Source organism: Agromyces sp. GQ35 (genome assembly GCF_059758475.1).
Window position 1 is genome coordinate 1,863,917 of sequence record NZ_JCAXEO010000001.1, and the last position, 22,083, is coordinate 1,885,999.

24 protein-coding genes and 1 pseudogene are annotated in these 22,083 nt (G+C 69.5%); 17 read left to right on the forward strand and 8 right to left on the reverse strand.

Annotated features, from left to right (window positions below; genetic code table 11):
* The first annotated feature begins 81 nt into the window (after window positions 1-81).
* Together AC6CH0_RS08600 and AC6CH0_RS08605 are read left to right on the forward strand one after the other, a co-directional pair.
* Window positions 82-1,143: an SDR family oxidoreductase gene (locus AC6CH0_RS08600; protein ID WP_498099720.1), complete on the forward strand. Its 1,062-nt coding sequence runs from the start codon at window positions 82-84 to the stop codon at window positions 1,141-1,143.
* A gap of 56 nt (window positions 1,144-1,199) precedes the next feature.
* Window positions 1,200-1,649: a hypothetical protein gene (locus AC6CH0_RS08605; protein ID WP_498099722.1), complete on the forward strand. Its 450-nt coding sequence runs from the start codon at window positions 1,200-1,202 to the stop codon at window positions 1,647-1,649.
* 44 nt (window positions 1,650-1,693) lie between these two features.
* Here AC6CH0_RS08605 and ectB read toward each other — a convergent pair whose 3' ends face one another.
* Window positions 1,694-2,968, reverse strand: coding sequence for a diaminobutyrate--2-oxoglutarate transaminase (ectB, locus tag AC6CH0_RS08610; protein WP_498099724.1), 1,275 nt, complete (start codon window positions 2,966-2,968; stop codon window positions 1,694-1,696).
* 156 nt (window positions 2,969-3,124) lie between these two features.
* Here ectB and AC6CH0_RS08615 point away from each other — a divergent pair, with 156 nt between their 5' ends.
* Genes AC6CH0_RS08615 through AC6CH0_RS08625 form a run of 3 tightly spaced genes read left to right on the forward strand, consistent with a single transcriptional unit; the run spans window position 3,125 to window position 5,145 of the window.
* Window positions 3,125-4,324 carry an MFS transporter gene (locus tag AC6CH0_RS08615; protein WP_498099726.1) on the forward strand — a complete coding sequence of 400 codons (1,200 nt, stop codon included), beginning with the start codon at window positions 3,125-3,127 and terminating at the stop codon, window positions 4,322-4,324.
* A 36-nt stretch (window positions 4,325-4,360) separates the two neighbouring features.
* Window positions 4,361-4,831: an SRPBCC family protein gene (locus AC6CH0_RS08620; protein WP_498099728.1), complete on the forward strand. Its 471-nt coding sequence runs from the start codon at window positions 4,361-4,363 to the stop codon at window positions 4,829-4,831.
* Complete coding sequence (locus AC6CH0_RS08625) at window positions 4,828-5,145, forward strand: ArsR/SmtB family transcription factor (protein ID WP_498099730.1); 318 nt, start codon at window positions 4,828-4,830, stop codon at window positions 5,143-5,145. Before AC6CH0_RS08620 ends, AC6CH0_RS08625 begins: the two co-directional genes overlap by 4 nt.
* A gap of 23 nt (window positions 5,146-5,168) precedes the next feature.
* Here the strand turns inward: AC6CH0_RS08625 and AC6CH0_RS08630 are convergent, their stop codons facing one another.
* Window positions 5,169-5,807 carry a TetR/AcrR family transcriptional regulator gene (locus AC6CH0_RS08630; RefSeq protein ID WP_498099732.1) on the reverse strand — a complete coding sequence of 213 codons (639 nt, stop codon included), beginning with the start codon at window positions 5,805-5,807 and terminating at the stop codon, window positions 5,169-5,171.
* A 93-nt stretch (window positions 5,808-5,900) separates the two neighbouring features.
* Here AC6CH0_RS08630 and AC6CH0_RS08635 point away from each other — a divergent pair, with 93 nt between their 5' ends.
* Genes AC6CH0_RS08635 through AC6CH0_RS08650 form a run of 4 tightly spaced genes read left to right on the forward strand, consistent with a single transcriptional unit; the run spans window position 5,901 to window position 9,557 of the window.
* The gene (locus AC6CH0_RS08635) at window positions 5,901-7,154 is read left to right on the forward strand and encodes an FAD-dependent oxidoreductase (RefSeq protein ID WP_498099734.1); all 1,254 of its coding nucleotides are present in this window, start codon (window positions 5,901-5,903) and stop codon (window positions 7,152-7,154) included.
* A gap of 46 nt (window positions 7,155-7,200) precedes the next feature.
* Complete coding sequence (locus AC6CH0_RS08640; RefSeq protein WP_498099736.1) at window positions 7,201-7,725, forward strand: DUF6069 family protein; 525 nt, start codon at window positions 7,201-7,203, stop codon at window positions 7,723-7,725.
* A 60-nt stretch (window positions 7,726-7,785) separates the two neighbouring features.
* Window positions 7,786-8,946 carry a sensor histidine kinase gene (locus tag AC6CH0_RS08645; protein WP_498099738.1) on the forward strand — a complete coding sequence of 387 codons (1,161 nt, stop codon included), beginning with the start codon at window positions 7,786-7,788 and terminating at the stop codon, window positions 8,944-8,946.
* Complete coding sequence (locus tag AC6CH0_RS08650) at window positions 8,943-9,557, forward strand: response regulator transcription factor (RefSeq protein WP_498099740.1); 615 nt, start codon at window positions 8,943-8,945, stop codon at window positions 9,555-9,557. The genes AC6CH0_RS08645 and AC6CH0_RS08650 overlap by 4 nt, the downstream gene beginning before the upstream one ends.
* 28 nt (window positions 9,558-9,585) lie before the next feature.
* Here AC6CH0_RS08650 and AC6CH0_RS08655 read toward each other — a convergent pair whose 3' ends face one another.
* Entirely contained in the window at window positions 9,586-9,921 is a 336-nt protein-coding gene (locus AC6CH0_RS08655; RefSeq protein ID WP_498099742.1) for a hypothetical protein, read from the reverse strand.
* Between the two features lie 10 nt (window positions 9,922-9,931).
* Window positions 9,932-10,438 (reverse strand): ASCH domain-containing protein, encoded by a 507-nt coding sequence (locus AC6CH0_RS08660; RefSeq protein WP_498099744.1) that lies wholly within the window; start codon window positions 10,436-10,438, stop codon window positions 9,932-9,934.
* A 99-nt stretch (window positions 10,439-10,537) separates the two neighbouring features.
* On the opposite strand from AC6CH0_RS08660, the gene AC6CH0_RS08665 reads away from it, so the two are divergent.
* The gene (locus AC6CH0_RS08665; RefSeq protein ID WP_498099746.1) at window positions 10,538-11,620 is read left to right on the forward strand and encodes a winged helix DNA-binding domain-containing protein; all 1,083 of its coding nucleotides are present in this window, start codon (window positions 10,538-10,540) and stop codon (window positions 11,618-11,620) included.
* A 17-nt stretch (window positions 11,621-11,637) separates the two neighbouring features.
* Here the strand turns inward: AC6CH0_RS08665 and AC6CH0_RS08670 are convergent, their stop codons facing one another.
* The gene (locus AC6CH0_RS08670; RefSeq protein ID WP_498099748.1) at window positions 11,638-12,327 is read right to left on the reverse strand and encodes a winged helix-turn-helix transcriptional regulator; all 690 of its coding nucleotides are present in this window, start codon (window positions 12,325-12,327) and stop codon (window positions 11,638-11,640) included.
* A gap of 132 nt (window positions 12,328-12,459) precedes the next feature.
* Between AC6CH0_RS08670 and AC6CH0_RS08675 the strand changes: the two genes are divergently transcribed.
* Window positions 12,460-12,942: a recombinase family protein gene (locus AC6CH0_RS08675; RefSeq protein ID WP_498099750.1), complete on the forward strand. Its 483-nt coding sequence runs from the start codon at window positions 12,460-12,462 to the stop codon at window positions 12,940-12,942.
* A gap of 100 nt (window positions 12,943-13,042) precedes the next feature.
* Here the strand turns inward: AC6CH0_RS08675 and AC6CH0_RS08680 are convergent, their stop codons facing one another.
* Window positions 13,043-15,400, reverse strand: coding sequence for a glycoside hydrolase family 84 protein (locus AC6CH0_RS08680; RefSeq protein ID WP_498099752.1), 2,358 nt, complete (start codon window positions 15,398-15,400; stop codon window positions 13,043-13,045).
* Between the two features lie 155 nt (window positions 15,401-15,555).
* Between AC6CH0_RS08680 and AC6CH0_RS08685 the strand changes: the two genes are divergently transcribed.
* Complete coding sequence (locus AC6CH0_RS08685; protein WP_498099754.1) at window positions 15,556-16,776, forward strand: ROK family transcriptional regulator; 1,221 nt, start codon at window positions 15,556-15,558, stop codon at window positions 16,774-16,776.
* 85 nt (window positions 16,777-16,861) lie between these two features.
* Here the strand turns inward: AC6CH0_RS08685 and AC6CH0_RS08690 are convergent.
* Window positions 16,862-17,725 (reverse strand): annotated as a pseudogene (locus AC6CH0_RS08690) (haloalkane dehalogenase); the annotation flags it as partial.
* Window positions 17,726-17,816: 91 nt separating this feature from the next.
* Here AC6CH0_RS08690 and AC6CH0_RS08695 point away from each other — a divergent pair.
* Window positions 17,817-18,260 (forward strand): MarR family winged helix-turn-helix transcriptional regulator, encoded by a 444-nt coding sequence (locus AC6CH0_RS08695; protein ID WP_498099756.1) that lies wholly within the window; start codon window positions 17,817-17,819, stop codon window positions 18,258-18,260.
* A gap of 62 nt (window positions 18,261-18,322) precedes the next feature.
* Here AC6CH0_RS08695 and AC6CH0_RS08700 read toward each other — a convergent pair whose 3' ends face one another.
* Entirely contained in the window at window positions 18,323-18,715 is a 393-nt protein-coding gene (locus AC6CH0_RS08700) for an NINE protein (protein WP_498099758.1), read from the reverse strand.
* 68 nt (window positions 18,716-18,783) lie between these two features.
* Between AC6CH0_RS08700 and AC6CH0_RS08705 the strand changes: the two genes are divergently transcribed.
* The 4 genes from AC6CH0_RS08705 to AC6CH0_RS08720 all read left to right on the forward strand — a co-directional run bounded on the left by AC6CH0_RS08705 (window position 18,784) and on the right by AC6CH0_RS08720 (window position 22,052).
* Window positions 18,784-19,677 carry a TerC family protein gene (locus AC6CH0_RS08705; RefSeq protein WP_498099760.1) on the forward strand — a complete coding sequence of 298 codons (894 nt, stop codon included), beginning with the start codon at window positions 18,784-18,786 and terminating at the stop codon, window positions 19,675-19,677.
* A gap of 208 nt (window positions 19,678-19,885) precedes the next feature.
* Entirely contained in the window at window positions 19,886-21,373 is a 1,488-nt protein-coding gene (gene qcrB / locus AC6CH0_RS08710; RefSeq protein WP_498099762.1) for a cytochrome bc1 complex cytochrome b subunit, read from the forward strand.
* Window positions 21,374-21,438: 65 nt separating this feature from the next.
* On the forward strand, window positions 21,439-21,852 hold the full coding sequence (locus tag AC6CH0_RS08715) for a hypothetical protein (RefSeq protein ID WP_498099764.1): 414 nt from the start codon (window positions 21,439-21,441) through the stop codon (window positions 21,850-21,852).
* Window positions 21,849-22,052, forward strand: coding sequence for a helix-turn-helix transcriptional regulator (locus AC6CH0_RS08720; RefSeq protein WP_498099766.1), 204 nt, complete (start codon window positions 21,849-21,851; stop codon window positions 22,050-22,052). The genes AC6CH0_RS08715 and AC6CH0_RS08720 overlap by 4 nt, the downstream gene beginning before the upstream one ends.
* Window positions 22,053-22,083: the final 31 nt, after the last annotated feature.

Below are 22,083 nucleotides of genomic sequence, written 5' to 3' on the forward strand. Positions count from 1 at the left end.
CGAGTGTATCGCAGTATCGCAATTTACCGATGATGTGGTACATCTTGGATCGGTAAAACACGATTTAGCGATGGAGTCGAAATGACGAGAACAGCACTGGTGGTCGGGGCACGCGGAGTGATCGGGAGCAACCTCATCGACCATCTCGAGCGGATCGGGGGCTGGAACGTCGTCGGACTCTCGCGTCGCGGCGGTCTCGACGCCGGCCCGGTGCGGCACCTCGCCGTCGACCTGCTCGACCGTGAGTCGACCGCTTCGACGCTCGCGGGCGCCGATCTGGCAGAGGTCACGCACGTGTTCTACGCCGCGTACCAGGACCGCACCGGCTGGGCGGAGTTGGTCGCCCCGAACCTGGCCATGCTGACCAACGTCGTCGATGCGATCGAGCCGATCGCGCCGGCACTCGAGCACATCAGCCTGATGCAGGGCTACAAGGTCTACGGTGCGCACCTCGGTGCGTTCGCGACCCCGGCGAAGGAGGACGACCCACCGCACATGCCGCCCGAGTTCAACGTCGATCAGCAGCAGTTCCTCGAGCGGCGCCAGGTGTCGGCGACGTGGTCGTGGTCGGCGCTGCGCCCGTCGGTGGTTGCAGGCGTGGGCCTCGGCAATCCGATGAACCTCGCGATGGTCATCGCCGTCTACGCCTCGATGAGCAAGGAACTGGGCGTTCCGTTCCGCTTTCCCGGGAAGCCGGGCGCGTACACGAGCCTGATCGAGATGACCGACGCGGATCTGCTCGCGAAGGCCACCGTCTGGGCGGCCACGAGTCCCGACAGTCGCAACCAGGCCTACAACATCACGAACGGCGACATGTTCCGGTGGTCTTCCATGTGGCCGAAGATCGCGAAGTTCTTCGACCTCGAGGTCGCGCCGCCGTTGCCGATGAGCCTCACCGAGGTGATGGCCGACAAGGCTGGGCTGTGGGGTGAGATGGTCGAACGGCACGGGCTCGTCGCAACGCCGTACGAGGATGTCTCGTCGTGGCGCTTCGGCGACTTCGTGTTCGGCTGGGACTACGACGTGATCGCCGACACCTCCAAGTCGAGGCGGGCCGGCTTTCACGAGTACGTCGACACCGAGGCCATGTTCCTGCGGATCTTCCAAGACCTCCGGGATCGGCGTCTGATTCCCTCGAGCTGAGGCGCCGGGCGGCCGGCGGGCGTCGAGCGCCGCCGACCGCCGCATACAGTGAGGGGATGGATGCGTGCGCCGCCCTCGCTGAGTCGATCGAGCGCCTCGCCGAGCGAGGACATTCGAATCGGCGGTTCCTCAAAGAACTCGGCCGTCTGGCGGGAGTCCGGCGTGGAGCGCTCTGGTTGTTCGATGCCGCCGGCGGCGGCCGGAACCGGCTGCGTGGGCGTGGATTCCGGGCAGCGGTCGACGACGAGACCGACGGGCAGGCGAGGCACTTCGCCGGCACGGTGGCCGTCGCAGTTCGCCTCGGTGGCCGGCTGACCCGCTGGCTCACCGTCGCCGTGCTTCGCGACGGCCCAGACAGCGCCGACGGACGGCTGAGCGAAGCGGCGATCGAGTTCGCTCGTGCCATCAGCAGCGGCGAGCTGGCCCAGGCGGATGCAGCGGGCTGGGTGCGCGACCGCCTGTGCCGTGCTTCGGCGGCTGGCGCCTGGGAGGCGCGCTCGCGCTGAATGTGGTGGGTGTGCGCGACCGGCGTCGGCCGGCGGGTTCGGGCTCAGCCCGCGAGCACCGCGTCGAGGCTCTTGCGCACGATGTCGAGACCGCGCCCGAGCTCGTCGTCGGAGATCGTCAGCGCCGGGAGGAACTTCAGCACCTCGTCGTGCGCGCCCGAGGTCTCGATCACGAGTCCGCGCGTGAAGGCCTCGGCCGAGATGCGGCTCGCGAGCCCGCGGTCGGCGTCGCACGCCAGGCCGAACATGAGGCCGCGGCCGCGCACGACGAAGCCCTGCTCGGGGTGATCGGCGGCGACGCCCTCGAGTTCGGCGCGCAGCATCCGTGACTTCGCGGCGATCGCGTCGGTGAATGCGGAGTCGGTCCAGTAGTTCTCGAGCGCGGCGCGCGCCGAGACGAAGGCGAGGTTGTTGCCGCGGAAGGTGCCGGTGTGCTGGCCGGGCTTCCACACGTCGACCTCGGGCCGCAGCAGCACGAGCGACATCGGCAGGCCCGAGCCCGAGATCGACTTCGAGAGGGTGACGAGGTCGGGCACGATGCCGGCCTCTTCGAACGCGAAGAACGCGCCGGTGCGGCCGACTCCGGCCTGGATGTCATCGAGGATCAGCAGGATGCCCCGGGCCGCCGTGATCTCGCGGAGACGGCGCAGCCACGGCGCGCTCGCGACGTTGATGCCGCCCTCGCCCTGCACCGCTTCGACGATGACGGCGGCGGGCAGGTCGAGGCCCGATCCGGGATCGTCGAGCATCTTCTCGAGCAGGTCGAGCGTGTCGACCTCCGCTCCGAGGTAACCGTCGTAGGGCAGGCGCACGACGTCGTCGAGGCCGACACCCGCCGCGCTGCGGTAGTGGCTGTTGCCGGTCGCGGCGAGGGCGCCGAGGCTCAGGCCGTGGAAGGCGTTCGTGAACGCGACGATGGTCGAGCGGCCGGTGGCTTGACGGGCGACCTTGAGCGCCGCCTCGACGGCGTTCGCGCCGGTGGGGCCGGTGAACTGCAGCTTGTAGTCGAGGCCGCGGGGTTCGAGCACGAGGCGCTCGAAGGTCTCGATGAACGCCTTCTTCGCCGAGGTGGCCATGTCGAGGCCGTGGATGATGCCGTCGTGCTCGAGGTACTCGATGAGTGCGCGCGTGAACGCCGGATTGTTGTGCCCGTAGTTCAGCACGCCCGCCCCGGCGAAGAAGTCGAGGTATTCGCGGCCGTCGACGTCGACGAGCGTGGAACCCGTCGCCTGGTCGAAGACCGTGGGGAACGCGCGGATGTATCCGCGGACTTCGGACTCTCGTCGGTCGAAGACATCCAGGGCTGCATCGCTGCTCATGGCAGGCGTTCTCCTCTCGAGGCGGGGCGGCGGTGACTCGACCCTACGTCGTCTGGCCGAGCGTCTCGTGCATGCGGCATCCGATGTGCAATCTCAGGGTTGCAGTGAGGCTCGCGACATGCAACCATGAAGTTGCATGAAGCGAAGGAGAGAGAGATGACCGCCGTCCGTACGCCGCCCCACCCCACGCTCGTGCTCGCCGTGCTGTTCGCCGGCGCGTTCGTCATGGGCTGCGCCGAGATGCTCGTCGTGGGCATGATCGACCTGATCGCCACCGACCTCGTCGTCACGGTTCCCGCTGCGGGCGCTCTCGTGACCGCCAACGCACTCGGGCTCGCGATCGGCGGTCCGCTGCTGACGTTCCTGACGACGCGATTCGACCGGCGGGGGGTGCTGCTCGCCACCGTGGTCGTCTTCCTGCTGGCGAACCTCCTGCCGGCATTCGGCGCCGACTACTCGACGTTCCTCGTCGCCCGAGTGGTGATCGGCGCGGCCCAGGGGCTGTTCATCGCGGCAGCCATGGTCACCGCGACCACGATCGTGCCGCCGGAGCGAGCGGGCCGTGCGATGGCCGTCGTCATTACGGGATTCGCCTCGGCGAGCGCGCTCGGACTACCGCTCGGCACCCTGCTCGGGCAGGCGGTGGGTTGGCGCGGCTCGTTCACCGCGGTCGTCGCGGTCGCGCTGGTGATTCTCGTCGTCGCCGCCTGGGGGCTGCCGTCGGTGCCGACACCGCGCGAGAACGGGGCGGTCGGCCAGGCCCGATTCGCCTTCGCTCCGCGCGTCCTCGCCGTGCTCGGCCTGGCGGCGCTCATCTTCGTCGCCATCCAGTCGGCCCTCACCTACCTGGTGCCGTTCCTCGCCGAGGTGACGGATGTCTCGGGCCCCGTCGTCGGCGCGTACCTGCTGGCCTACGGAGTGGCGACGACGGCGGGCTCCTTCATCGGCGGCCGCTTCGCCGACGCGAATGCCACTCGCGCCCTGATCGTGGGCGCGGCCGGCGTGACGGTCTCGCTCCTCGTGATGGTCGCCTTCGGAGGCAGCCCGATCGTCGTCGCGCTCGCCGTGATCGGCATCGGGCTCTTCGGCATGGCGACCGGCCCATCGCTCCAGCACCGGGTCGTGAGTCTCGCCGGACCCGGCGCACCGCTGGCCGCCTCTCTTCCGGCATCCGCGGTCAACCTCGGAATCGCCGGAGGAGCATTCGCCGGGGGAGCGGCCATCGACCTCAACGGCATTCCCGCGGCGGTCATCACCGGCGCGGTCGTCGCGGCGATCTCGATCGCCGCCGCCTGGGCGACCGGATTCCTCAAGCCTGCGGCCATCGCCGCGCCAGAACCTGTGGCAACCCAATAGCTGCAGGCACCCCAGGAAAGGAAGATCATTGTGACTATGACCGACAACGAGGCATCCGTCATCGACGAGGGCACCTTCACCGTTCGGCGCACGATTCGCATCGCTGCGCCCGCCGACAAGGTGTGGACCGCCGTCACCGACCCCCGGCACATCTCCAAGTGGTTCGGGCTCACGGTGCTCGATGGAACGGGGGCCGGGGCATCCGGCACCATCACGTTCCCCGACTACGGCAGCGTGCCGCTGCGCGTCGAGGCGGTGGATGCCCCGCGCATGGTCTCGTACCGCTGGGGCAACGACGATGCCGCCGACCACCGGCCCGATGCCCTCGACGACCGCTCGACGGTCTTCACCTTCACGCTCGAGCCCGTGCCGGAGGGCACGCAGCTCACCGTCGTGGAGACCGGATTCGACCGCACACTCGACCCGGCCGCCAACATGTCGAGCCACGCAGAGGGCTGGGTCGTCGAACTCGACAAGCTCGTCGCCCTGCTGGAGGGCGACGCGTGACCACGGGCACGCTGGTTCCGGTGTTCGCCGCACTCGGAGACGAGACCCGGTGGAGCATCCTGGCCGCTCTCGGCGAGGGCGACGCGTCGGCGTCGGCCCTCGCCGGGCGCCTCCCGGTCACGCGGCAGGCGATCGCGAAGCACCTCACGGTGTTGCAGGAGGTCGGTCTCGTGGAACCGATTCGCGTGGGGCGCGAGGTGCGGTACCGGGTGATCGGTTCGCAGCTGAGCGACACCGCTCGCCGGCTCGAGTCGATCGGCGCCGAGTGGGATCGCCGTCTCGCGGCGATCAAGCAGATCGCCGAAGGGCTGTAGCGCGGCGGGTGAGGAGCGCGCCGTCATCTCGCTGAGGACGGCTCGCTCGAGAGCATGCGTCGCAGCAGCGCGAGCTGCGCCTCGGCGAGCTCGCGCATCCCGGCGGCGTCGAGGTCGTCGACGTGGGCGACGCCCCACTCGTCGAGCGTTCGCAGCGTGGCCAGGACGAGCCGGGCCTGCAGCTCGGCAGGCAGGTCGTCGCGCACGGTTCCGTCACGGCGGCCGACGAGGAGCACCTCGCGCAGCCACGCCTCCACGGCGCGGAAGATCGACTGCACCGGCGAGTGCACGTCCGCCGGGACGTCGCTCAGGTAGAAGATGCGCCCCAGGGTCGTGAACGAGGCATCCGTCGCGACCGTCTCGATGAGGCGGTGCTGCAGCTGCGCGGCCGTCTGCCAGAACCCGGAGCCACCGAATTCCTCAGGGCTCGGGACGCGCAGCTGTGCCGCGACGCCGCTGCTGAGCGCATCGACGACGAGGTCGAACAGCGCCTGCTTCGAGGCGACGAAGTGGTAGAACGAGCTCTTGCTGAGGCCGCACGCGCGGATGATGCGATTCAGCGACGCCTGGTCGTACCCGGCTCGGGCGAACTCGCGCGAGGCCTCGCGCACGAGTCGGTCGCGCCGTTCAGCCGGCATGCGATCGAGGTCGGCGGTGGTCATGAGAATCACCCTACCAAGGGCGTGGACCGGGTGGTCCATGGTGAGCTATCGTGATTGGACCACCTGGTCCACGGGTGCTGAGAGGAGAAGCGAATGACCCTTCGAAACGAGACGGTCGAGGCGCAGTACGCGCGCGCGGCCGACGACCCGTTGCGGGTGCTCGTCGTGGGTGCAGGCATCGCCGGAATCGCGGTGGCGCAGCTGCTGCGACGAGACGGCCGGCATCCCGTGCTCATCGAATGGTCGGGCGACGAGCGTCCGCCCGGGTACATGCTCGCGCTCATGCCGATGGTCGACCCCCTGATGGACGACCTCGGCGTCCGGCGTCGCTATCTCGACGAGAGCGTCGAGCTCGGTCGCTTCCGATTCCGGTCGCACACCGGCCGTGCCGTGCGCACGGATTCGATGGGCGCCATCCTCGACCGATACGGAGACTACCGCGGCATCGGCCGCGGTCCGCTGCTGGAGGTGCTCGCCGACGGCGGGTGCGATGCGGCGTTCGAGACGACGGTCTCCGCGCTCGACGAGCGACTCGACGCGGTCGAGGTGACGCTGTCGACCGCGGGGGTCGAACGGGCCTACGAATTCGATCTGGTGATCGTGGCCGACGGCATCCGCTCGACCACGCGAGACCTGATTCGCGGCAGCGGACCCATCGACGTCGTCGACACCGGGTGGAGCGGCTGGGTCGTCTGGACGGATGCCGACGCCGCGACCGACCTCGGCGAAGAACTCTGGGGCGCGGGGTTCATGCTCGGCGCCTACCCCGTCAAGGGGCGCATCGGCGTCTTCCTCGGCGGCCCCGACGAGGACCTCCGCGCCGGCCCGAGGGTGTTCGTCGACACGGTCCGTCGGGCACTTCGCGCGGGCTCGCCGCGCATCGATGCCGCCCTCGGCGCGGTCGCGGAGGCATCCGACCCGTACCGCTGGCAGCTCGACGACGGGCGCGTCGCGCGCTGGGCCACGGCACGCACGGTGCTGCTCGGCGACGCAGCCGCCGGATTCCTGCCCACCGCGGGCATCGGCGCCGGCATGGCGCTCGAGTCGTCCTGGGTGCTCGCATGCATGCTCCGGCATCTGCCCGCTGCATCCGGCCTCGGGCCGCTGCTCGCGCGTTGGGAGGCGGCGCAGCGGCCGCGGGTCCATGCGGCGCAGGACAACTCGCGGGTGCTCGCGCGGCTGATGTTCCGCCGGAGCCGTGCGCTGGCGGTCGCGCGCGATGTGGCGATGCGGCTGCTCAGCGTGGAGATGGCGCTCCGACCCATCCGGCGCCTGCTGCAGAGGCCGCCCGATCCGGATCGCCTTGCCGAGGAGGCCGTCAGGACATTCGTCCCGTCGAGGTCGTGACTTCCGACTCTGCCGAGCGAGTTGCACCGCTCATAGCGTCGAGGTCATGAATGACATGACCATACCCGATACACCTTGGACCACGACCGATTCACGCACGAACGCGAACGCGGATGCGAGCGCGAACGCGCTCCGCCGCGGCAGCGGGGATGCCGCAAGCGCGCGCCGTCGCCGCTTCGGGAGGCTGGCGACCGTCGTGGCAGGGGTGGCCTTGCCGCTCCTCGTGTGGGCGATCGCCGTGCCAGTCGCCGGCATCGACCTCACGGCGGGGTCGGCCGCGCCCGCGCAGACCGTGACGCCCGCATCCGTCGTGATCGCCGGGCTTCTGGGCGGAATCGGCGCGTGGGGCGTGCTCGCCCTGCTCGAGCGCTCCACCACCCACGGCGGCCGCATCTTCGCGATCGTCGGCTGGGCGCTGCTCGCGCTCTCGCTGCTCGGTCCGCTCATGACGGGCGCGGTCGGAGCCGTGCTCACCGTGCTCCTCATGATGCACCTCGTGACCGGGGCGACGCTCGTGATCGGGCTTCCGCTCGCGGCGCGCCGCTCGCCCCGCGACAATGAGGGGCGATGACGTAGATTGGCCACGCGAATGCACCCCGATCGGGAGCACTGGCTCAGGACGAGTGACACGATGACGACAATCGACGACCACCTGGACACGCTGATGCGGCCGGCGAACTGGCTCGCTTACCGGCCGGGGCCCTGGCTGTCGCTCATCGCGGCCCCGGTGCTGCTCGTCGCCCCGCTCGTGGCGGCGATCGGCACAGGTGACTGGGCGCGATCCGTCTACCTCCTGCTCGTCGGCGCGGCGTTCGGCGTCGCGGTCTCGTTGCCGTTCGGCTCGCGCCGCCGGCCGACCGCCGTGACCGAGCTCGTGTTCGTCGCGCTCCTCGCGCTCTGCACCGGCTACCTGGTGGTGTGGCGCACGAGCGAGGCGCTGCTCTTCCCGCTCCTCGCGGTCGCCGCATCGCTCGCGATCCGCCGGCGTTGGGCCATGGGCATCGTCGGCGCCATCTCGGTGAGCGGGGCATGGGCCGTGGGCTTCGAGACGGGGTCGCTCGAAGCGGCGGTGCTCGTCGGGTTCTCCGCCTTCGCGGGCGGTGCCGGCAACTTCCTCGTGCAGTACTACCTGGCGCTGGTTCGAGAGCTCGACCGCACGCGCGAGCGTCTCGCGGTCGCCGCGGTCGGCGAGGAGCGACTGCGCTTCTCCCGCGACCTGCACGACCTGCTCGGGCACTCCCTCTCGGTCATCGCCGTGAAGTCCGAGGCGGCCCGCCGCCTCATGACCCGCGATCCGGATGCCGCGGAGAGCCACATCACCGAAGTCGAAACGATCGCGCGCGACGCGCTCGGCGAGGTGCGATCGGTGGTCGCCGGCTCTCGATCGGTCAGCCTCGTCGAGGAGATCGCGAACGCGCGCCGCGCCCTGGAGGATGCCGGTATCGCGACCTCAATCGCTGCGCCGCCCGGAGCGCTCCCGATCACCGTGGACGCGATCCTCGGCTGGGTCGTGCGCGAGGGAACGACGAATGTGCTGCGCCACTCGGCTGCCCGTCGCTGCAGCATCGAGGTGACGGCGACGCAGGGTGTCGCCCGCATCGAGGTCGCCGACGACGGCCCGAGTCAGGCGCCGGATGGCGCAGCGTACGCGCCGTCGGCGCCCGCCGGGAGCGGACTCGAGGGCCTTCGCGAACGTATCGAGGCCGCCGGCGGTTTGTTCGCCGTCGAGGTGTCGGGTTCGCGGTTCCGCCTCACCGCAGCGATCCCGCTCGCATCGGAGTCGCGCAGGTGAGCGTGCCGACGACGATCCTCATCGCCGAAGACCAGGGCATGATGCGCTCGGCGCTCACGACCCTGCTCGACCTCGAGCCCGACCTCACCGTCATCGGCGGAGTGGAGCGCGGTGATGAGGTGATCGCTGCGGCAGGGCGCCTGCGTCCCGACGTGGTGCTGCTCGATATCGAGTTGCCGGGGCGCAGCGGCCTCGACCTGATCACGCCGGTGCTCGAGGCGGTGCCTGGCTGCGACGTGGTCGTGGTGACCACGTTCGGCAGACCCGGGTATCTCGCGCGGGCGCTCGCCGCGGGGGCACGCGGGTTCCTGGTGAAGGATCATCCGGTCGAACAGCTCGCCGAGGCGATCCGGCGCGTGCGTGCAGGCGAGCGGGTGGTCGATCCCCAGCTGGCGGCCGAAGCCCTCGGATCCAGTAACAACCCACTCACCGAGCGCGAAGCCGACGTGCTCCGAGCATCGGCTGCGGGGGCCACGATCGCCGATATCGCGGAGCAGCTGTTCCTCTCGCCGAGCACCGTGCGCAACTACCTCTCGAGCGCGATCGGCAAGCTCGGCGCACGCAACCGGCTCGAGGCGCTCACCGTCGCCCGCGACCGCGGTTGGCTGTGAGCAACGTATTGCGCGATCGTAGTCCGGCTCACGTCGTGCTACGAGGCGAAACCGGGTGACGATCGGCGTCCGTACGAATGCGACCGGCGAGAAACGGCAGTGCCGGTGCTCGGTAGACGAGCGCCGGCGGATGACTCGGCTCGAGCGTGAACTCGGCGCGGCCGAAGCGCCACATGCGGTTGAAGAGGTAGACCCCGACGGTCACCGTCTCGTCGGCAGGCACCTGCCAGGTTCCGATGCCCCACTGGGCCGGCTGGCCCCGCCCGGCGATGACGAGGGTCGGCCTGATGCCGGCGTAGAGCGCGAACCAGGGCTTGTGCAGCGTCAACTGGATACGGCGTGCCGCGGAGTCGTCGGAATTCATGGCGCTCGCCTCAGCCCGCGGCGTTCTCGGGCCACGCGACCTCGAACCGCTCGAGCACGATCTCGTGTTCCTCGGTCCACTCGAAGCCGAGTCGCTCGGCTGAACGCTTCCAGTAGCGAACGTGCCCGTCGCGCCAGGACTCGAGGGTGCGGTCGCCTTCGCCCTCGTCGTGCGCGAAGGCCTCGTCGACCTCGTCGAGCACGGCGATGCGGAGTTCCCGGCTGCGGAGCACCGCGCGCGGGCGCCCGGTGGAATCGCACGCGATCCAGTGGCTGCCGACGCGAGGCAGCGGCTGCTCGTCGGCGGCGAACTCGGCCACGAGCCCGGCCGTCGCTCGCTTCGTGCCAGCGAGCACGAGGTCGATGAGCTCGTCGGTGAGCGCAGGGTGGTCACCGAACTGTTCGACCGACGGCGGCTCGGAGTCGGTCGCGCGGTTGGGGTGCGCGGCCCGATATTCCGCCCACATCTCGGCGGCGGCGGAGTGGTCGACTGGGGCATTCGCGGGGAGGGTCTCCATACGGAAAGTGTGGCAGGCGAGCACGCGGGTCCGGACCGGTGCCCGCCGGCCCGCGCGGGTCGCGGGTCGCGAACGAGCGATCCGGGTACGCTGCTGCGTGTGATCACCGACCGCGACATCGCCCGCTGGCGCCTGCATTCGCAGCACCTCGCAGCACCGGTCGGGTCGGCCGAACAGGTCGTGCAGTCGCTGGTCGCCGTGCAGGCCGAGAACGCGCCCCAGTCGGCGTGGGCGGTCGCGACGCGAACGACGGTGCCCCGCCGCGACGACCTGGCGAAGGAGCTCGCCGACGGTCGCGTGCTGCGCACCCATGTGTTGCGCTCGACCTGGCACTACGTGCACGCCGACGACCTGCAGTGGCTGCAGGACCTCACTTCGCCTCGCGTGCTGCCGGTGTTCACGCAGCAGCTGCAACCGCTGGCCGATCGCATGACCGCGCTCGCCGACGCGGTCGAGCAGCTGCTCGCCGAGGCATCCGATCGCCCTCGCGCCGAGCTCGCCGACGCACTCGCTGCACGCGGTGAGCAGCTCACCGGACAGCAGATGATGCTGCTGCTCGGTTTTCTCGAGGTGCAGGGGCTCGTCACCAGCGGTGCACCGCGTGATGGCGAGCACACCTACGCGTTGTTCGCCGATCGCGTGCCCGAGCCGCGGCGGCTCGACCGCGACGAGGCACTCACCGAGCTCGCGCTGCGCTACTTCGCCGCGCACGGCCCGGCCACCGAACGTGACCTCGCGTACTGGGCCACCCTCACCCTGACCGACGTGCGTCGCGGCATCGCCGGTGCCGCCGACCGCCTCGCCTCCTTCGAGCACGACGACCGCACCTTCTGGCACGCCCCGGGGGATGCCCCGGATGCGGCATCGCCGGCGGGCCACCTGCTGCAGGTGCTCGACGAGATGTACCGCGGCTACCAGGATTCCCGCTGGATGTTGGATGCCGACGGCGTCGTGCCGCGCGGCCGCGAGACGGCGATCGGCATGGCCCTCGTCGACGGGCAGCTGGTCGCGGGAATGAAGCGCACCGTCACGCCGAAGGCCATCACCTTCGAGATCCGGCCGCACCGAGAACTTCGATCGGGCGAGATCGCGGCGATCACGGATGCCGCGGCCCGGTACGGCGCATTTCTCGGTCTCGACGCCCTGGTCGATCTCGAGGCGGTCGGCGCGGGCGAGGCCTGACCGCCAGCGCGCTCGGCTCAGTCGGCTGTCGCGCCGGCGCTCGCGTGGGCGCCGGCGTCGGTGCCGTTCTCGGGCCGCGCGAAACGGAGGAAGAACGCCGCCGCCCGCTTCGCATCGCCGTGAATGCGCAGCTCGCCCGCCTCGAGGGCGTCGTCGAGCGTGCGCCGGCGGAAGATGACGGCGCGAAGCACGGACTCCGAGGCTTCGACGACGATCGCGGGGTCGGCCGTCGAGGAACGCGCGACATCGATGGCGTCGTCACCGACCTCGATGTCGAACGCGTCGCGCACGAGTTTCAGGCGAACCCTGCCGGTGAACCGGCCGGGTTCCGGCACGAAGAGCGCCTTGAGTGCGAGCGCGAAGGCGTCGTTGCTCATCTCGGTGCCGGGCGGCGGAGGCGTGAGCGCACCCCAGCGCGACATCGCCACGAGCGCCGGTTCGAGAGCACGGCCGTGCGGCGTGAGTTCGTACACCTGGCTGCTCACGGGCGGTCCGAGGAGCGTTCGCTGCACCACACCCGCGGTCTCGAGATCTTTGAGCCGCTGGCTGAGCACGTTCTGGCTGATGCCGCGCAGGCCCGCGCGCAGGTCGGTGAACCGCTTGGGTCCGAAGATGAGCTCGCGCACGACGAGGAGCGCCCATCGCTCGCCGATCACGTCGAGGGTGCGGGCGATGCCGCACGCATCTTCGTACGTTCTGGTCGTCATCGAACCATCGTACGCCATCCGCACCGTTGACTCAGCCATCAGGACTGTTCGGTGCGAATTGAGGAGCGCCGAGCCGCGGCTCGCACCATGCCCCGATCAGCGCGACAATGGTTGCGACGTGAAGGGGCAAGCATGAGTGAGCCGAGTACAGACGCGACGACGGATGCCGCGGCGCCGAAGCCGATTCCGGGCGCTTCGCGCGCCCCGCATGGCCCCGGCCATCACGCCCTCGACTGCCCCGAGTGCTTCGAGGAACTGCAGCGCAACCGCGACTGGTGGAAGGCACGCCCCGAGGGGGCTCGCCTGGTCGGCCTCGTCGTCGCGCGCGATGACATGCCGTCGGTGGTCGAGCAGCGCAACGATCTGGCCGATTTCGGCGTCGCGATCCTCGACTTCAAGCACCCGGCGCCCGAGGCGCCCGAAACCTGGGAGCAGCGGCTCGGCCGGCTGTTCGGCACGCTGCGAGCCGGCGACGTGCTCGTCGTGGCGAACGAGCACGCCCTCGGTCGCAACCGCGACGAGGCGGCACGTACGATCCGAACCCTGCAGCGGCACAACCTCGTGGTGAAGGTACTGAACCACGGCGCATCGCACCTGGAGGATGCGCGCGGCTGAACTGCGCCGCTTGGCACGGCGTGACGACCAGCAGACCGCGGAAGTCCCCCCGCTCGGCACGAGCGGAGGGACATCCGGTCACCTCGGGTGGGGCCGTCGATCAGCCGGCCGCGTACACGCCGAGCTCCCAGATGGAGTAGCCCCAGGTGGTCGTGCGGTCGATGCCCTGCATGCGCACGTACTGCACCGGCTCATCCTCGGGGAACGTGAACAGGTCGAGGGCGCAGGTCGAGTCGTCGACCGTGCGAACCGTCTTCCACGTCGTGCCATCCGTCGAGGTCTGCAGTTCGTAGGCGGTCGCGCAGGCGGCCTCCCAGTTGACCGTGATGCCCCGCACGACCGTCGGCTCGCTGAGCTTCACCTGCACCCAGGAGTCGTCGCTGTACCCCGAGGCCCAGCGGGTCGACGGGTCATCGTCGTTGACGTTCTCGGGTCCGAAGCGAGGCACCTCGGTGCTCGACGCCGACGCCGTGCCGGCGGGTGCGACGTTGACCACGTCGCCCGCGCCCCACATGTCGAGCGTGAACCCGATGCGGCCGTGGAAGACGTCGAGCACACCGTCGGCGATTCGCACCTTGGCGTTGCCCCACGTGTTCTCGGCCGGGTCGACGACCACCGCTGCAGCCTGCGCCGCCGTGGCCTTCGCCGAGGTCGCGAGTTCGTCGGATGTCGTGTCGTCGCCGTCGATCCGTGCCTGCACGGCGTCGAGCAGGGTCACCGTCGACTGGCCCCACAGTGCGGTCGCGTCGAGCCAGGGGCTCGCGTCCGACAGGAACGCCGGGTCAGTGGGACCCGAGCGGATCGCCGTGGGGGCGTCGGCCACGGATTGGGCGTAGGCGCGGAGGTCTGCGACGGCTCCTGCCTTGTCGTCGGCCTCCCATCGCTCCCAGAACTCCGAGATGTGCGCGGTGAGTTCGGGCGATTGCGGCTGCCAGGGTGCTCCGAAGCTCGGGGCGAGGTGGTTGAGGTCGGCGAAGATCCGCAGCGCGGCGCTCGTCGGGGCGTCGTCGCCGGCAATGTAGTCGAGCGCCTGCGACCAGTTCTGCTGCGCGTCGTACGCCTGGTCGTTCCAGGTGAAGTCGGCCACCCCGAAGATCGCGATCTTGCTGGCCGCGGCCTGGTTCATGGGGTTCGAGACGATGCCCGAGAGGTACTCGCCGAGGCCGGCCTCGCGCTTGTCGTAGGGCGCGAGGAGCAGGCGCCCGGCGGTCTGGCCGTAATCGTTGACCGGGTAGTTGTCCCAGAGGAAGGTCGGGCCGCCGAAGACGGTGGCGGCCTTCTGAGCCTGGTCGACCGTCACTTCTTGCGGCACGACGCCTTCACCGGTCCACATCACGACGACGTCTTCGTCCATGCCGCGCAAAGCGGTCTTGTAGCCCGAGTCGGTCGTGTTGTAGTACTCCGTGGGCACCATCTGCAGCGGGTGCACGCCGTCGTGCGTCTCGACGAACTCCTTCTGGACCCGGTCGAGGAACGCGGCCTGGGCGACACCGGCCGTGGTCGCGCTCGGTGCGCCGAACGCTGCGCGGTCGGCGTCGCAGTGCCAGCGACCGTAGTCGATGTCGTCGAGGGGGATGTTGAAGGCGCGAACCCCGAGGTCGTACATCTGCTGCAGCTTGGTCACGAGTGCCTGGTAGTCGGCATCGCTCGAGTAGCAGACGGTGTTGCCGGGGGAGAGGGCGAAGGTGAATCGCACGTGGTTCTCGGTGGCGGTCTGCACGAGGTCGCCGAGTTCGGCCAGCTTGTCGGCCGGGTACGGCTCGCGCCAGCGGTCTCGGTGATAGGGGTCGTCTTTCGGCGCGTAGATGTAAGTGTTCGCCTTGACGTCGCCGTAGAACTCGAGCTGGTCGAGTCGTTCCTCGTGGGTCCACGGCTCGCCGTAGAATCCCTCGATGGTGCCCCGAAGAGGCATCGAGGGGAAGTCGCTGATCGAAGCTCCGGCCACGCGGAACCCGCCGTCGTCCTTCGGCACGAACAACTGGTCGAGCGTCTGCACCGCGTAGAACTGGCCGGCGGCATCGACGCCGCCGAGTGTGATGGTGCCGAGCGGCCCGCGGGACGCGTCGGCCCGCACCGCGTATCCCTCGGCATGGGCCGGCACCTCGGTGGCGCCGAGTGAGGAGCCGATGTCGGCTCTCGATGCCGCGCCGAGTTCGATCGTGAGTGGCGCCCTGCCCGAGGGGTGTGCGCGCTCGTCGATGCGGTCGACGCCGTGCTCGCTCAGGGTCTCGCGGAGGGCAGACAGCGCGCTGGGATCGGTGCTGGCATCGACGACGACCTCGACCCTGCCCGGCACGTTGAGGTCGGAGCCGGCGCGCGTCATCGACTGCGGGGTCGGGCTCACCGTCGGCAGGGCTCCTGTTGGAGGGGCCGCGGCTGCCGGGAGCGGAACGAGCACCCCTGCGAGCGCGACCGCGCAGATTCCCGCCGAAGCGAGTGTCTTGCGAATGGATTGCATCATTGCCTCCAGAGAGTTCGACGTCGTCGTCTGATAACTTTGTTGACTTAGCAAACTAAGTTTCGTTCGAACCTAAGCGATGGCTCACGAGGCGTCAAGTGACAGGATGATCTCGTGTCCAGCAGCGTGACCCGACGCGTATGACCGAGGAGACGATGGCAGTGAGCACCGGCGGCCCGCAGCGCAAAGCCGACCTCCTGCACCGCTTCGCGGGCAGCGCGGGAGTCGATGCGCAGAACTCCATCCGTCGCGAGAACCTCCTCCGAGCGCTCGGGCTGATCGCGCGGGAGCCTGCTCCGGTCACCCGTGCGACGATCGCGCGTCAGACCGGCCTCACCTCGGCGACTGCGTCGTCGCTCGTCGCCGAACTGATCGAGCTCGGGCTCGTGGCTGAGACCGGGCTCGCGGCGAGCACCGGTGGAAAGCGCGCGACGGGCCTCGAAATCGAGCGGCGGTCGTACCTCATCGTGGTGGTGGTCGTGCGTACCCGCGCCGTCGACACCGCCCTCGTCGACCTGACCGGTCGCGTCGTGGCGAACCGCCATCGCGAGATCTCCGGCGGCGTGGATGTCGCGGCGGTCGTCGAGGCGGCGCGCGATCTGTCTCGAGGGTACGAGCGACGCATTCTCGCCGCCTGCGTGCAGGTGCCCGGGGTCACGGCCAACGGCGTCGTGGTCGACAGCGTGCAGCTCGGCTGGCGGGGCGTGCACCTCTCGAGCATCATCGAGGAGGCGCTCGGCGCACCGACATCCGTCGTGAACGATGTCGATGCCGAGGCGCTGACCGAAGCGGTCGACGCCGAAAGCGGAGCGGTTCGCCTGGTGGTGCACCTCGGCGAGGGAGTCGGCGCAGCGGTCACGAACGGCAGCGCACTCATGTCGGGCGCGACCGGCCGGGCCGGCGAGATCGGCCATGTTCGCGTGATCTTCGAGGGCGGCCGCTCGACCTGTCGGTGCGGCCTGTCGGGTTGCCTCGAATCGGCGACCTCGATGAGCGCGATGCTCGGCGACGCGTACACCGACGAGCTCGACGCGCACGACACGAGCCTGCTCGCCTCCACGGCGGAATCCCGCGAGCGCATGGCATTCGGTGCGCGGGCCCTGTCGCGGGCGCTTCGCATCATCTCCGCGCTCCTCGATCCGCAGGAGATCGTGATCGCCGGCGCCGCGCAAGCGCTCGGCCCGCACTTCCTCGGCGCCCTGCGCGACGAATTCGAGATGTACCCGGCGAAGGGCACCGCTCCGGTGTCGATCCGCTACGGGCGACCCGAGCTCGGCCGGTATCTCGGCCCGGCGCGGTCCGCGCTCGCGCCGATCCTCGGCGATGTGCTGCCGCTCACCGACGGGGCCAAACGCGAACCGTCGAGTCTCGGCTGAGACCCATCGGTCGACCGCCTCGATCGCCACGACCGGATCGAAGCGGTCGCCCGCGGTCGATGCCGGTCTCCGGCCCGCGACTCCGTCAGCGCAGTCCGTGCCGATCGGCCCAGTCTCCGATCGCAGCGGCGATCGCGGCCGGCTGGTCTTCTTGTGCATGGTGGCCGGCGAGGCCGCCGTCGGCGATCTCGAGCGCGGAGATCGATGCGGCGCACCACTGCGTCATCGCTTCGTCGATGAGCAGGGTCGGCGAGCCCGAGAACGTCACCAGCAGCTTCGGCACCGTGGCGCTCGCCGCAAGCCATCGGTCGGAGGCCTGGATGCGTTCGACGACGGCTGCCGGTTCGCCGCCGAGCGGCATCTGTCTCGCCCAGGCGAGCACGGGTGCGCGGCTTGCGGGCGTGGGGAACGGCGCGAGGTAGGCGTCGAGCTCGGCGCCGACGACCGGCGTCAGCACTCCGCCGGTGAACGCCTGACGGATGAATGCGTCGGTGGCGAGCACGCGCTCCTCGCCCAGGCCCGGCGCGCGCACCGACTCGGAGCGTGCCTGCGCCTGCGGCGAGAGGTCGCTCCACTCCATGGGCCTCACGATGCTCTCGAAGAACGCGACGCCGAGTACGCGATCGGGATGCCTCGCGGCCCAATCGAATCCGAGTGCACCACCCCAGTCGTGGCCGACGAGCACGGCGCGCTGCACGCCGACGGCATCGAACCAGGCGTCGAGGTAGCGTGCGTGGTCGGCGAAACCGTAGGCGAGGTCGGGCTTGCCCGATCGCCCCATGCCGATGAGGTCGGGTGCGAGCACGTGTCCGGCGCCGAATCGGCTGATGACGTTTCGCCACTGATGCGAGGACCCGGGATTGCCGTGGAGGAACACGAACGTGGTGCCCTCGCCGTGCTCCTCGAAATGCATGGTGGAGTCGAGTATCGGGATCGAAGGCATGGTCGTCGCTTTCTCTTTCGTCTGAACCGGTTACCGTTGGCGCTGCCAACGATATGCAGAAACGTTGGCCGTGTCAACGAATTGGTATGCTGGGCCCATGGTCGAAGAACTCGCCCCTCGCTTCGGGCAACGGGCCACGTGGCGGCTCTCGGCGATCGCGCAGCGGTCGCACCACCTGCTCGCGAGCGCATTCGCCGAGCGCGGTCGACGCGGGTACGACTTCCGCGTGCTCGCCGCGCTCGACCAGTTCGGTGAGCTCCATCAGGCGGCGATCGGCCGGCACGCCGGCCTCGACCCGAGCGACGTGACCCAGACCGTTCGCGACCTCGAGGCCGCAGGAGACCTCACGCGGCGGCCGAGCAGTGACGATCGGCGTCGCATGGTGATCGCGATCACGCCGACGGGCACCCGTACGCTCGCGCACCTCGAATCGGCGATCGACGAGGCGGAGGCGGCCCTGCTGGCTCCTCTGAACGCGGCTCAACGGGAGCGCTTCATCACAACCCTCGAGATGCTGGCGGAGGCTCACGGCCCACGCTGACGGCATTCCCCGTGGGGGCATCCGAAGGTCGCGGCGTCGGCGCAGGACTCGACGCCGACCGCCTAGTAGCCGGCGCTGATGCGAGCGTTGGCGTTCCGCACGTAGCCGGGAATCATGAACAGGTCGACGATGACCCAGACCAGCACGGCGAACAGCAGGAAGGCCCCGATGAGCAGCACGCTCGTCACGATGCCGAGCACGGTGAGCACGAGCTGGATCACGGCGGGAGCGGTGTTGCCGACGTAGAAGTTGTGCGCGCCGAACCCGCCGAGGAAGATGGCGAGCACGTACGCGATGCCCGTGTCCTTGAGCGGTCGCTGCGCCACGTAGAGCACCGGCTGTTGCGGGGGAGCGTATGCACCCCACTGCCACCCGTCCCACCAGCGAAGGTGCCCGGTGCCGGGCTCGGGGTACCAGCCGGCCGGCGTTGCGGGCTGCTGCACGATCTCGCTCATGAGTCCGGAGCCTATCGGTCTCGTACCGACGCCCGCGCCAGGCGACGGCGCCCCTCTAGCATGGGCGGGTGGACTTCTCCTTCGCCTTCACTCCCGACCTCATCGCCGTCTTCGTGACCCTGTTCGTGCTCGAGGTCGTGCTCGGTGTCGACAACGTCATCTTCATCTCGATCCTCGCGTCGAAGCTGCCCAAAGAGCAGCAGGCCCGGGCACGCAACATCGGCCTCACGCTGGCCATGGTGATCCGCGTGGTGCTCGTGTTCTTCGCCGGGTGGATCATCACCCTGAAGGAGGACGTGGTCGTCTGGTTCGGCATGGGCTTCTCGGTGAAGGACTTCATCCTGATCGCCGGTGGCCTCTTCCTCGTCTACAAGGCCGTCACTGAGATCCACCACAAGCTCGAAGGAGCTGAAGAAGAGCACGGCAGGGCGCCCAAGAAGATCACGTTCAGCTCGGTGCTCATCCAGATCCTGCTGCTCGACATCGTGTTCTCGCTCGACTCCGTCATCACCGCCGTCGGCATGACCGAGAACCTCCTCGTCATCGTCACCGTCGTCGTGCTCTCGTTCGGCATCATGCTGTTCGCGTCGCGATTCATCTTCACGTTCGTGAACCGCCACCCCACGGTGAAGATGCTCGCGCTGTCGTTCCTGCTGCTCATCGGCGTCTTCCTCATCGCCGAGGGCTTCGGCGTGCACATCGACAAGGCGCTCATCTACGCGCCGATGGCGTTCGCGATCCTCGTCGAGGCGCTCAACCTCGCGGCATCCGCTCGCAAGGCGAAGCGCGAGCACCGCCGCCAGCAGGCCGTGCAATTGCGCCCGGAGTACCCCGACGTCGACGAGTCGGTAGCCGTGTCGGCGGCGCTCTCGACGCGTCCGGGCCGAGGCTCGGTCGGCCTCTCCAATCGCCCGGTCGAGGGCGAGACCGACGCCTCGGAGGAACGCGCCGGCCTCGGGTGATCGGCAAGGTGCCCTCGGAGCATCAGCAGGCGGTCGAGCGCATGTTCTCGCTGGCGAACCCCGAGAAGCCGGGTCGGCTGGGGGCCGAGGACGAACTGGCTCGGTGAGCTGCTCCTCGGCCTCGATCTTCGGCACGAACTCAGAGATACCTGTCACAAATCGGCGCCCTGCGGCGTCGTATGGGTAGAGGCTCTGAGAGGAGACGAACGTGCGGGAAGCGCAGGTGTCGCGGAAGGATTTCACGGGTCGGCTGTCGGATCGATTGGCACGCTCGGCCGTCGGCAAGCGCGGCGCCGCGGTGCTGATGGAGCTGCGGGGCCGCGTCGTACCCGTGCACTGGTCGAACATGTTCGGCGCGGTCGCGCTCGCGTGTCTCGCGGTCATCACCGTGACCGGCGTGATCCTGATGTTCCACTACACGCCGTCGAGCGCAACGGTCGTGTACGAGGGGCGGTATCCGACGCTCCACGGCGCGGAGGTGTCGAAGGCGTTCGCCTCGACCCTGCACATCTCGTTCGAGGTTCCCGGCGGGCTGCTCCTCCGTCAGGCGCACCACTGGGCGGCGCTCCTGCTGCCGGCGGCGCTGATCGCGCAGCTGCTGGTCACCTTCTTCACCGGGGCGTTCCGCCGGCCGCGGCGGGCCGCTTGGGTGCTCCTGTTCCTCATCCTGATCGCGGCGCTCGCGGGCGGCTGGAGCGGCTACGCGCTGCCCGACGACATGCTCTCGGGCACCGGTCTTCGCATCGTCGAGGGCATCGTGCTCGGCATTCCGCTCGTGGGAACGTGGATGAAGGAGCTGCTGTTCGGGGGCCAGTTCCCCGGAGAGATCATCGAGCGTCTGTACCCGCTGCACCTCGCGGTCGTGCCGGCGATGATCGCGCTCATCGTGGTTCGCACCACGCTCATGTACCGGCACAAGCCCGCGCAGTTCGCCGGCCCCGGGCGGACCGGCGCGAACGTCGTCGGCGTGCCGCTCCTGCCGAACGCCGCGGCGCGCATGGGCGGACTCTTCCTCATCGTCGCGGGCGTGCTGCTCGTGTTCTCCGCGACGGTGACGATCAACCCGATCTGGTTGTACGGGCCGGCCTCGCCGAGCAACGCCGGCGCCGGCAGTCAGCCCGACTGGTACACGGGTTTTCTCGACGGCGCACTCCGACTCGTGCCGCCCGGCTGGGAGTTCGTCGCACTCGATCGCACGTGGACCCTCGCCGTGCTCGCGCCGCTCGCGGTGATCACGGTCTTCCTCCTCCTCGTGGCCGTGTACCCCTTCATCGAGGAGCGGGTCACCGGCGACCGCCGCGAGCACCACCTCCTCAGCCGCCCGCGGAACACCCCCACGAGAACCGGAGTCGGCGTCGCCGGCGTCGTGTTCTACACGACGCTCTGGGTCGCCGGAAGCGCCGACCTCATCGCGGTCATCTTCAGCCTCACGATCGAGGGCGTCGTGCTCGCGCTGCAGATCGTGCTGGTCGTCGGGCCGTTCATCGCCTTCTCGCTCACCCGTCGCGTGTGCCTCGGCCTGCAGCGCAAGGATCGCGATGTGCTGCTCCACGGGTTCGAGACCGGGCGCATCGTGCGCCTCCCCGGTGGCGAGTACGTCGAGGTGCACGAACACCTCGACCGCTACGACCGCTGGCGGCTGCTCGATACCGAAGACTCGCCCCGCACCGAGGTGGCGCCCGCCGATCGCGCCTGACGCCCGGCGGGCCGCAAAATTTCATGTACAGTGAGCTATACGCATAGTTCGCTATACATGGAGGAATGATGGTTTTTCGCTGGTTGCTCACCGCTCTGATCGGAATCGCGGTCGCCGCGGTCGTGGGCGTGCTCGCCTGGGCGCTCTCGCCGATTGCCCCCGAATTGTCCGGAGTCGTCTTCGCCGCGACGGCGCTCCCGTTCGGCGTCCTGCTGGGCTGGACGCTCGTCGTCGCGCCGAAGAGCATGCCGGCATCGCCTCGCACCTCTGCTGATTCTGCGGAGACCGCATGGCTCAACACGGCATTGGCCGGCACCGCGACCGACCTCGTCGTGATCACGGGGCTCGCGCTCGCCGCGATCTCGATCGCACGCATCGAGTTGCCGACGCAGCTCGTGCTGCTCGGCGTTCTGCTTCTCGCATTCACCTCGGTGGCGGCCCGCTATACCGTCGTTCGCACACGGGCAGTCTGGGCGTGAAGAACACGGTGAAAGAGCGCCGCCAGGCGCTCGGCTGGTCGCAGGCGCACCTCGCGGAACAGCTCGGCGTGACGAGGTTGACCGTGATCTCCATCGAGAAGGGTCGCTTCGACCCGAGCCTGCCCCTCGCCTTTCGCCTCGCATCCGTCTTCGGGCTCCGCATCGAGGAGCTCTTCGAGCCCGACCGCGAGCAGCCCTGACTCTGCCTGAATGACACAGTTGCCCTGCCAC